The organism is Sphaerothrix gracilis Ecp01 (assembly GCF_030405905.1).
GTDB classification, from domain to species: Bacteria; Cyanobacteriota; Cyanobacteriia; order Phormidesmidales; family Phormidesmidaceae; genus Sphaerothrix; species Sphaerothrix gracilis.
Genome location: NZ_JASATW010000056.1, coordinates 1 through 9,849, shown reverse-complemented (window position 1 = coordinate 9,849; position 9,849 = coordinate 1). Strand labels below are relative to the sequence as shown.

Annotated in this window: 9 protein-coding genes; 1 reads left to right on the top strand and 8 read right to left on the bottom strand. The window is 54.8% G+C overall.

Annotated elements, in window-relative coordinates; genetic code table 11:
• The 4 genes from QJQ48_RS26985 to QJQ48_RS26970 form a co-directional block, all read right to left on the bottom strand.
• Window positions 1-882: hypothetical protein (locus QJQ48_RS26985; protein WP_346294330.1), on the bottom strand; the 882-nt coding region annotated here is incomplete at its 3' end.
• Between the two features lie 58 nt (window positions 883-940).
• Window positions 941-1,999: a phage tail protein gene (locus QJQ48_RS26980; protein ID WP_346294329.1), complete on the bottom strand. Its 1,059-nt coding sequence runs from the start codon at window positions 1,997-1,999 to the stop codon at window positions 941-943.
• A 9-nt stretch (window positions 2,000-2,008) separates the two neighbouring features.
• A complete protein-coding gene (locus QJQ48_RS26975) occupies window positions 2,009-4,204 on the bottom strand; it encodes a putative baseplate assembly protein (RefSeq protein ID WP_346294328.1) in 2,196 nt (731 codons plus the stop codon).
• A gap of 27 nt (window positions 4,205-4,231) precedes the next feature.
• Window positions 4,232-4,591: a GPW/gp25 family protein gene (locus tag QJQ48_RS26970; protein WP_428843105.1), complete on the bottom strand. Its 360-nt coding sequence runs from the start codon at window positions 4,589-4,591 to the stop codon at window positions 4,232-4,234.
• Window positions 4,592-4,821: 230 nt separating this feature from the next.
• Here QJQ48_RS26970 and QJQ48_RS26965 point away from each other — a divergent pair, with 230 nt between their 5' ends.
• A complete protein-coding gene (locus QJQ48_RS26965) occupies window positions 4,822-5,145 on the top strand; it encodes a hypothetical protein (protein WP_346294326.1) in 324 nt (107 codons plus the stop codon).
• A gap of 7 nt (window positions 5,146-5,152) precedes the next feature.
• On the opposite strand, the gene QJQ48_RS26960 is transcribed toward QJQ48_RS26965, so the two are convergent.
• The 4 genes from QJQ48_RS26960 to QJQ48_RS26945 all read right to left on the bottom strand — a co-directional run.
• A complete protein-coding gene (locus QJQ48_RS26960; RefSeq protein WP_346294325.1) occupies window positions 5,153-5,545 on the bottom strand; it encodes a DUF4280 domain-containing protein in 393 nt (130 codons plus the stop codon).
• Window positions 5,546-5,557: 12 nt separating this feature from the next.
• Window positions 5,558-7,417: a VgrG-related protein gene (locus tag QJQ48_RS26955; RefSeq protein WP_346294324.1), complete on the bottom strand. Its 1,860-nt coding sequence runs from the start codon at window positions 7,415-7,417 to the stop codon at window positions 5,558-5,560.
• Window positions 7,418-7,437: 20 nt separating this feature from the next.
• Window positions 7,438-7,962 (bottom strand): CIS tube protein, encoded by a 525-nt coding sequence (locus QJQ48_RS26950; protein WP_346294323.1) that lies wholly within the window; start codon window positions 7,960-7,962, stop codon window positions 7,438-7,440.
• Between the two features lie 31 nt (window positions 7,963-7,993).
• On the bottom strand, window positions 7,994-9,849 hold a 1,856-nt coding region (locus QJQ48_RS26945), incomplete at its 5' end, for a hypothetical protein (RefSeq protein WP_346294322.1).

Sequence of the window (9,849 nt, the reverse complement as noted above, 5' to 3'; positions counted from 1 at the left end):
CAGCTCGTCAATTTTGGTTTCGTCAAAGTCAACCGTAATCAGCAGCAGTCCGCCCTGAACCAGATAGGTTTTTAGCGCTTTGGTGGCGTCTAGGGTCAAATTTTGCAGCGCTGAGCGGGGCGCATAGAGCAGATCGAACGGCGAGAGATCAGCGGTGGCAATCGCGGTGGCGGCAAATTCCGTCAGCGGTGCCGCAGGCTGCAGCTTGGGAAATAGGGCCTCGGTGGCCTGCAGCAGGCAGTTCAGCCCCCATCTCAAAGACTGATCCAAAGCGGTTCCCGTCTGCAAAAAGGCTACCTGAGTTTCATAGAGGGCGCGGGGCTGTGCCCGCCGTCGATAGTTGAGATCAACCTCATTCGGCTGGGGCTTAAACAGGTTGAGGGCGTTGCGGAGCTGCACCGTCCCGTCCGTCACGCGGATGCGGCACAGCTCCACGTCTAGCGGCCCAGGATGAGTCGTCTCGACAATGCGAAACTGCTCGCGCACCTGCTCCCGCCCCGGTAGCTGCCGCAGCTCGTCGGGATCGACATAGCTGATGACCAAAAACACCGTTTGGGATGTGCCCGCCTGAGGCTCCAATTCAATCCGAAACGTTTCCGGCTGGGGCACAACGATGGGATTACCGGCTGGATCAATCGCGACTCCCGCCTGCACCTGCACCCAGCGCTGATCTCGGTAGCGGGCCTCGATGCTGGCCGGGGCCGGAATTACCGCTACGCCCAAACCGCTGATGATGCCAGACTGGCTCAGAGATTGAAAGTGAAAGTTCTGGCGCTGACGATGATAGCGATGGGCCTGCTGCCAGCGCTCTGCCGTAATCAGCAAGCCATCAGCAATCTGCAGTCGCTCAAATACTTGGATAGGAGGCAGCGATTCGGGCATGGCTTCAGATCTGAGAGTTGGCGTCATTATAGAAACAGAGGGGGGCAGCGGCGCAAGGCTAGCCAGGTTCTAGCTGAGGAGCGGGAATTTCTAGAGATTCTACATAGAGTTCATAAGTGCAGAAAGCAGGCTTTTCTTGGCGAATGATGGTGTGAACTAGGGCCATATCGATTTGTTCAGGCTGGGGCGATCGCAGTCGTACCGTAAAGTGAAAAGGCTGGCCGCCGCCCAAAAGTGCTTCCCGTCCTAAGGAGGCAGAGCCTAAAACGAACCCCTGGGTGAACTGCTCCTCAATACAAATATGCTGCTGCGCTGACGGCGTTTCAGGATCATCTAGCGGTAAGCCTGTGTAGAGATGTAAATAGAGCTGTAGCCCCCGGCGCGTGCCCCGCCAGCGGTAGATTTCCATGGCGTAATAAATGAGCCGCCGCTGTTGGGTCACTTCCCAGGGGCCGCTGCTGGGCCAGCCCACCCAGTAAGCTAAAAATGGCAGCAGCGTCTCTGGGGCCGTCAGCGGATTCAGGTAGGCCCACAGACTATCGAGCGCTTCTACCGCTGGTTCAAAAGCCTGTTCAAAGATTTTCAGCAGGCGACCAATAAAATCTACTTCCCGATAAATCGCCGGTAAGAAGCGGGGATAGAGCGTATGGGGGCGGACAAAGATTTGAAAGGCGGCGCTGCCAATTTGCTGCCGCTGGCCGTTTTCAGGCTGCACTGAATAGACATAAAGCTGACCCTGATAGTTGATCTTGATTTGCTCCTGCGGGCCGAGGGTCAAAGAGTCTTCAAAGAAATTTGGCCCAATTTCAAAATAAAGTACCGCGTCCATCTGCTGACCGGCAGGTAGTTCTGCCCCCTCGGTGCCAATCTGGCACCAGTGAGCCGGAAAATCGCCGGTGGTGTATAAGCTGAGATGCAAGGGGCGATCGCTCTGGTTTTTGAGCTGCACCACAATTTCGCTAGGTTCACCGGGGCATAGCCGCAGTTGAGGCGCACCGACAACGCTGGTTGTGGCATCCGCCAGCCAGGTAGCCGCTCCCTGGGCCGGATAGGCTTCCGGTGTCTGCATGGGGGTGAGGGTTAACGCTAATAGCTGGCTGGAGCGGGCCTGACTCATAGTGCCTCCCTAACTCACCAGACTGATAGCATGACTCGATCGCAGATAGCGGTTCGACCAAGAACAGATCAGTCCCAGCGGTCCCGGATCAATCATGCCGTCTGCTGCCAGCGTCCGCGTCCAGTTTTGTCCCTGTCGCCGCAGTTCAAACAGCAGCACTGTACCTAAATAGCGCACCCCCGGCGTCTGCTGAAACAGACCGATTACGTCTGAGCGGTAGACCGGCGCGCCAAAGCCCCAGCCTTCGCCCTCCGGGCCGCCTGTCAACGGATTGAGAAAGCGATACAGCTTCACCTGTAAACTGCTTAAAATTTCCTGCTGAGCTTGGGGGCTGTTATACGCTGGCTCTAACCCCACCTCCGTCTGCACCGCCACCCCCACATATTCCGGGGCCTGCAGCCGAATCTGAACGCCTAGCAGCCGCCGCTCATTGAGATAGGCCATCACCTCCTGCCGCAGCCCATCTCCCAGCGCCAACTGCTGCGGATCGATGCCTTCGCCGCGAGCGATTTGGCGCACATCGGCTTTTGGCACAATTAGCAAATCCACGACGCCTGCTTCACTGCTAACCCCGTGGGCTACAGGACAATAGGCCCGCGCTACGCCCCGACTGGCCTGCAACGTCAGGGTTTCAAAGTCTTCTGGCGTCACAGCCCGGTTGCGCGTCCGCAGCAGTTTGGGCACTCGAATCACGGCTTCCTCTAAAGACTCGGCATCAGCGCCGTTGAGGGCGGGGCGGTGGTTGATGACGCTGACCACATAGGGAATTGCGGTTTTGAGGATGCGGATGGAGTGAGCCTGCACGTTGCCTCGCTGACCGCCCCCGGTGCGATAGGCCGCCATCCGAATCATCGAGCCTCGCGGTGGTACCATGCCGTACTGACGCTCTAAAGTTTCTACCGCAGCCAGTTCAGTTGTGCTAGGGGTATGTCCCTGCATCTGTACCTGCGATCGCAGCTCCATTTGCTGTCTGAGCTGCGAGGACTCTCGCACCACCGGGCCAAACTGAATTTCTCCGGTCAGTGAGTCTAGGGTATAGTGGCGATCCTCCGGGCCAGATTCGGAAAAATCGTTCACTTCTTGCCAAATCTGCGGCAGCCCCATCGGCGGCGTCACTACCAGATGCTCTCCTTCCTGACGCGGCAGGATCGACTCTGACTGCAACTTGAAGGTGGCCCCCGGTGTGCCGCTGCTTTCCCCTAGCAGCTCGTCGCGAATCTGCGTACACTGGCTAGCCGGAATCGTGCCGCCAATAGATCTCGCTGTAATTCCCATCAGCTCTGGCGATCGCTGATAGCCTGCCTGCCCGCCCTGGGGCTGAGTGTAGACGCAGCGCAGCCAGCGGCCCTGATAGGTGGAGAAGTAAGTTGACGGCCACTGCAGCGGCAGGTGCAGCGTTACGTTAGCTTCCCGGATACCGCCAATTTCCTGCTGCTGGGCCACATCTTCAAAGCTAAAGCCGCGAGTACCGTCATCTCCCTCCCGCAGCAGCACTGGCTGCCAGGCACGACCGTCCCAGGCTTCCCAGCGACGCGGCGGATGGTCGGGATTGATGCCCGTCGAGCCGGCGGGTTCTCCCTGCAGCGTCAGCGAAATCACATTGCCATCGAGGGGTTCTTCTGGTTCAAAGACTAAATAGAAGCAGTTACCGACCTGGGGCCGTTCCTCAAACACATACTGCTCCCGCCCGCTCCAGTAGCCGCTGTCATCTTGCGTCCAGAGATTAGCAAAGCGATCGCGCAGCATCTGCGGACGCGTTTCCAGCGTATCTGAAGTGAGAAAGTGTCGTACTCGTGGTACGCCGATCAGCAGCGGACTATCGGTGCTGAAAATAATCGCTTCTTCTGCCTCGGTGCGCTCAGTGGCAACCTCAGCCCCCGCCGGAATCTGATAGCGATTTTCCAAGGCGGCTGAAAGATAGAGCGTGACTTCGGTTTGAGCTGGCACGGGCGATCGCAGCCGCATTCCCAGCATTTCTAGAAATGTTACATAGTTGCGGCGCGGCACCTGGTTAAACCGCAGCAGCATCTGGTCGGTGAGCCAGGCAAATAGCTCAATTAGGGTAATGCCGGGATCGGAAGGGTTATAGTTAGTCCACTCCGGGCAGTAGCGGGGAATTCGCAGCACGCATTCGTCTACCAGCTCCTTAAACGTGCGATCGTCTAAGTTTGATTTGGGTAGGTTGGGTAAAAAATCAAATTCCACGGCAACTTACCCTCCAAAAACAATAGATTAGGCTTCTCCCGGCGGCAGTAGATAAAACGGGTAAACCAGGCTTCGACTATCATGATGGCCTTTAGGATGATACTCGATGACGATATCGACACGACCGCTCATAGGATCAGGGTCAGTACGCACCGCATCTAGAACTATGCGAGGCTCCCACTTTTTCAAGGCTTCTTCCACGTATAGCCGAATTAGCAATAGCGTTTGCGTATTCAGCGGTGCAAACACCAGCTCAGATAAGCGCGAACCAAAGTCAGGCCGATAGATTCGTTCTCCCAGATTGGTGCGTAAGATAATGCCGATAGAATCTTCAATATTGCGATGAGCTGCATTGAGTTGTAAGCCTCCCTGAACGCCTACTTGCATAGGAAAGGAAAAGCCCTGCCCTAGATAGGTGTGTGGTGATGGCGATGACGGCTCAGGCATAATCGTTTCACACAATACATGGTTACTGTAATCAAGCTGCTACAGGGCTGCCATTGGACAAAGGTCGAGATTCAGTGCTGAGGGGAATCGGCAATTTAGCGCAGGACGCGCAGGCCGAGGTATTGCTTTACTAGAAACAACAGCTTATTGAGCCAAAGGACGCAGCAGTCATGTTCTTGCCCCAGATGGTGGCGGACTCAGAAATTGAGAGCTTCAATCTTTATCAAGGGGGCGTCGTCTATCAGGCCACCGTCTATCAGAACGTTATCTACAAACTAGTTGCCGACTTCAAATTTTTAGATCAGCAAGACGCCTACCTTGCTGCCTGCGATCTCAGCGAAAACAACATGCAGTCTCTCATCATGGCAATTGCAGATACCTACTGTCTCTGGGTAGATATTCGGTCTGAGGCAAAAGCGAGAGCGATCTTACGGCTGTGCTACGCCGACAAAATGAGCCCAGTATCTCCAGAAGTCACGGCTCATTCTGCTTAATTCGGCATTAGGGGACGTTGACGGTAAACTGACCGGGACTCAAAACAGAAATTACGCCAGCCCAGGTGCATAGGCAGGTCGAAGAGTTATTCAGCGCTGGGAAATTGTTGATTGGGACCATTGGCGAACCCGGTATCCAAGGGGCAACTGTCACAGGCACACAGGGCATAGGGGTGAGGACTCCCAAAGCTGCCGTGGTCGCCGCCGCAACCGTTGGGTTAGCTAGAGACGTACACATGCCGAAAGGCAAGATATTGGTCATGGGAATATGATCCATAATAGTTGCGGCGATCGGTACCCCAACCTGAACTGGCGGCCCCTTAGGAATGACCTGCAACACGCTGGGCGCTAGTCCAAAGCTACACTTCAGCGTAGCGCCCTGACAGACTAGGAGTGACATAGCGGTTCCTCCTCAATTTAATTTAATTGGCAATCCCTTCACCACTAACGGCCCGGTGGCCTCAACATTGACGTTGATACCTTTTACCGAGGCGCTGGTGGTTCCCTTCATATTGGTGACCATCCCCTGAATCTCAATACCTGATTGACTCAGCTCAATCTTGGAACTGCCCACCTTCAGCGTAATTTTGGTCGGGGCGGTAATTTCAATCGTGCCGGTAGAGGACAGGGTTATCTTCTTACTGGAATCATCCAAAATGACCTGGTGACCACCGTTGCTTTTGATTTCGATTCTTTTCTCGCTATCGTTGAAGTGAGCCTTATGGCCGCCTGAGGTATCTAGATAGATCCCTGCCTTGCTGCTGCCTTTGTCTTCTTCAACGAACTGAAGCTGATGCCCCGTCCGAGTCGTTAGCGTCCGCAGCCGCACCTTGCCATCCTGAATCGTGTCATCGGCTGCTTCTTTAGGCTTATCCTTGCCGTTCCAAACCCCACCAATCACATAAGGGCGATGAATATCGCCGTTTTCAAAAGCCACCAGTACCTCGTCATTGATCTCAGGCAGACAGTCAAAGCCGCGATTGGGGCCGGCTCCGGCTCCCACAACTCGCGCCCAATAGCTAGCATGTTCTTCAGTGAGGGAAGGAAACTTAACTCGAACTCGTCCCCAGCTCTGCGGATCTTTGTTGTCAGTAACAATGCCGACCAGCGGTCCCTGATGGGGAGCGCTGCTACCTGCTGACAGCAGGCTGAAGAGATCGCCGCCGCGCAGCCCACGAATGCTGAACTCGGTTAGATAAGTCCTTTCCTGGTAGGTATGACGCACTTCAGTGACATAATATTCACCGTTGTACTTATTCATGTCTGCCAGCTTGATTGTCTTGCCGGGACAAATAGCTGGATTGCCCTCAGCTTCAGCATCAGCATGAACAAACTCACTGGCTAATTCATTGCAGATTGCCTGGGCCAGCAAGTCCGCCTGCTTAGAAACGCTAACGGGCTGATTGACTAAGACCATTGTGGGTGTAGGCGGCTTACCCTTAAACGAAGTACTGGTTTTGCTGCCCTCCCCATAATCATTTTTGGTTAAGGTCTGCCCCTTGTTCTTAGTTGAGACGATGGGTTGCTTGGCGGAATAGTCCCACCCCCGGACTTCAACGCCGTTGACCTGCTCCGCACTGGTGACGCGCACGCGAAAGCTATGCAAATCTCGTAGCCATTTAAGCTTTATAGAATCATCAGCTTTTGGCTGGCGAAAGTTGAGCTTGCCTGCCTGCACGAACAGCTCAAACCCATTGCGGTTGGCAAGCTGTCGCATGAACTCCATATTGGTCTGATCGTGCTGAAAGGTGTAGCCGTTAGAGCCATTGACATCTCCATAGCCAAAAGGCCCTTGCGTTTGATCAACGGTGCCTGTCGGAATACCCACTTCGCCAGCAATTTTGTTGACGATATCGGTATCAGTCATGTTCTGAAAAGAGCGGTTGTAGCGGCCTCGGTGAAGGCGATGAGAGACGTCATATCCCCGCACAATGATTGGAGCTTGGGAGCCAGAGGTAAAATGGCTCTCCATACCGGTGATCTCGCCCTCTAGAACCCAGTCTTCTTCAGCCTCCTCAAACTCTTGCGATTCGGTGGTACTTGAAATGAAACCAATTTTGACTGACTTGCCAATCTCAAATAGGTCTTGATGCTGCCAAGTATCAGTTTCGACCTGTCCTGAAAAGTAGGAGTTATTGATCACCAGGGTAAACATGCCAGGTAGGTGTAGGCTTTGCTCTACCGTGACCTGCAGCAAATCCTCTAACAGTTTTCCGGGAGCAGACTGACCATCAATCTCAAGCTTGATTTCGGAAATATAAGTGACAGGCATCTCAGCTTAATCCCTAAGAACTATTTCAAAAATGTGCTGCGGCTGGCCCCTTGGCGCTGGCCTGAACTGGGACTAGGCGTTCCTTGTCCTGGGCTGGGAGTGGGCGCATCCACCTGTTCTAGCGAAAGATCTACTGTTGCGCGGACAGGGGTACCATCGGGCATGAAAAGAGACAGCTTAAAGCTCAGGTCTTTGACGAAGCAGCGCAGATAGTTCTGGTCACCCCAGGTAAACAGGTAAATGGGAGGACGCTTGTTTTGTCCCTCGCCCCCTTCAGAAAATTCAACCGCTTTGGTGAATTTGCCCAGTACGTCTAAAACGCTGGTTCCTTTTTCGTAAGTATCTAAAATAATGTTGCTAATTTTTAAGGAGTAGGGATTGGGATGTTTGAAGCTAGCCTTGTTTTCTCCCTCTTCGGTGCGGGAGCCTGCCGACTGTTCCAGGCTGATGCTGCGGCTGAAGTCTAGCTGATTGGGGTTAAACATAAATTCAATGTCTTCGCCCCCATCAACGGCAATTAGTTTTGCTTTAGAAAGCGTGGTCATAGCTTAAGAGTCTCCTACCCGTTTAGGGCTACTAGAACCGTCCTGAATAGTTACCGCCTCGTCGTTCTCGCTCCAAGGCAATCCGCTGTCTGAGTCGGTAGTAAACAGCCTGAGCTAGCTTTTCGATGTTAGCGGCTGAGGCAACCGTAGCAGACGGGGATTCTGCTGCGGCAGATGGAGAACTCGGCGAAGTGGGCGCTTCGGTAAAAGCCTGGAGGGGTTGAACTGAATCCTCAGCGGCAGAATTTTGAGAAATCGTTGGTATGGGAGGGGGAACGCGATCGCGCTCAAAAGGTCGTAAATCCTCATAAGTCTGCTGAGAGTTAGCCGGTTCAGCTCTGGTCGGTTCCGCAGCCGAAGTCTGACGGCTCATCTGTAATAGTTCAGAAATGCTGCTCCAATCTCCTGGCACCGCAGTCGTCGTCGCGGCTGGCTGACTGGTGGGCGTCTTCTCTAACTTTGGCTGCAGGACAAGGGTAGAACTGTCTGAGGCAGCAGTCGGTTTTGAAAGCAGGGGCTTGTAGCCTGAAGGCGGCTGACTGGCAGCAGTTCTCTGGATGGGGGGAGTTGGAGCGGCCTGCAAAGCGGAAACGGAGCTGAGATTTAAACTAGACAAGTTTTGCAAGACTTGGGGAAACTGCAACCAGGTTTCGGGTGCCGGGATGTCGGCTGCTGAGTCTGGGGGACTCGTTTGCGACGCTGCAGCAGTGACCGGCAGCGCCGGAATCTCTGATGAGGCATCTGCTTGAGATAAATCGTTGGTCGCAGTTGTGATCTCGGCGGCGGCTCCAGCTGTCTCACTGGTCGCAGCCGCTGGCGCTGGTTCTGCAACAGGCTGCATGGCATCCGTGCTCTCCGTATTTGCGCGCTGAGCCTGCAGGTTAGGCGCTGGGGAGGAGGACGTTTTCGGCTCAGCATCTGAGCTAGCGGCTGGTAGGCTAGGCGTAATGGCAGAGGCAACTGTTTCTGACGCAGATTCTGGGCCAGGGAGGGGCGTAGCAGCGCGATCGCCCTGAGCTAGATCGCTCGTATCTGCCGTTTCAGGGGGATTGAGTTCATCTACGGCAGGGGAACTTTCTGATTCCAGCCTTGCCTGCAGCAGGTTTTCTGTCTGGATGGGAGATGAAACTGACTCAACGCTGGTTTTGTCCCTCTCCGGTGAAATCGGCGGCGTTGGATTGGCTTCAGCCTCTTTGATAGCAGGCGAAGAGTCGACAGCAGATACTGACGGCGCAGTGTCCGCTTCAGGCCACGGATCTAGCCCCTCGACATTTGCAGGCTGTGGGCTTTCTGGCTCTGGAGTAGCTAAGTCTGCCGGGGTGGGTAAATCAGCCGTGGGAGAGTCGGTGGGCGATCGCTGTAAATTTGTCTTTGCCCCCGTATTCTCAGCCGGGAGCGGCGGGGCGGGGTGACTACTCGCCGGTACGTTTCTAGCAGCCGTTTGGGAATAGGGTTGAGAGCGGGTCAAGCGATCGGCGGCAGCACGCTCTGTAGTTGAGGGCTGGACAAGATCAAAGCTGCTAGGGGAGGCAGAAACGGGCGATCGCTGAATTTCAGGGGAGGTTGCTGGGGCTGCATTTTCTACCGAGTCAGTCACTGGTGGACTAGGCGCAGCCATATCAGACGGCGGAGTCACGGACTGGGGCGGTTCAGGCTTATCCTCTGACTCAGGCGGCACTGAAAAGCTTTCGGCAACTGGATCCAAGCCTGTTTCTAAGGTGGGAGCTGAGGCTGAACGCTGTAGATTCGTCGCAGCGGCGGTGTCTGCAGGCAGGGCCGAGTCAAGCGACGGGCTATCTGACTGATTAGCCGTTGCTGTCGCTTCCGAGCTTGAGGCAACAGCCGTATCGGGAGCCACCGTCTGGGAATTGGGCAAGGGGCTGAAAT

Coding starts and splice junctions, on each gene's coding strand:
- QJQ48_RS26980 (WP_346294329.1), bottom strand. CDS start 1,999: ATGAGTCAGGCCCGCTCCAGCCAGCTATTAGCGTTAACCCTCACCCCC.
- QJQ48_RS26970 (WP_428843105.1), bottom strand. CDS start 4,591: ATGCAAGTAGGCGTTCAGGGAGGCTTACAACTCAATGCAGCTCATCGC.
- QJQ48_RS26965 (WP_346294326.1), top strand. CDS start 4,822: ATGTTCTTGCCCCAGATGGTGGCGGACTCAGAAATTGAGAGCTTCAAT.
- QJQ48_RS26960 (WP_346294325.1), bottom strand. CDS start 5,545: ATGTCACTCCTAGTCTGTCAGGGCGCTACGCTGAAGTGTAGCTTTGGA.
- QJQ48_RS26955 (WP_346294324.1), bottom strand. CDS start 7,417: ATGCCTGTCACTTATATTTCCGAAATCAAGCTTGAGATTGATGGTCAG.
- QJQ48_RS26950 (WP_346294323.1), bottom strand. CDS start 7,962: ATGACCACGCTTTCTAAAGCAAAACTAATTGCCGTTGATGGGGGCGAA.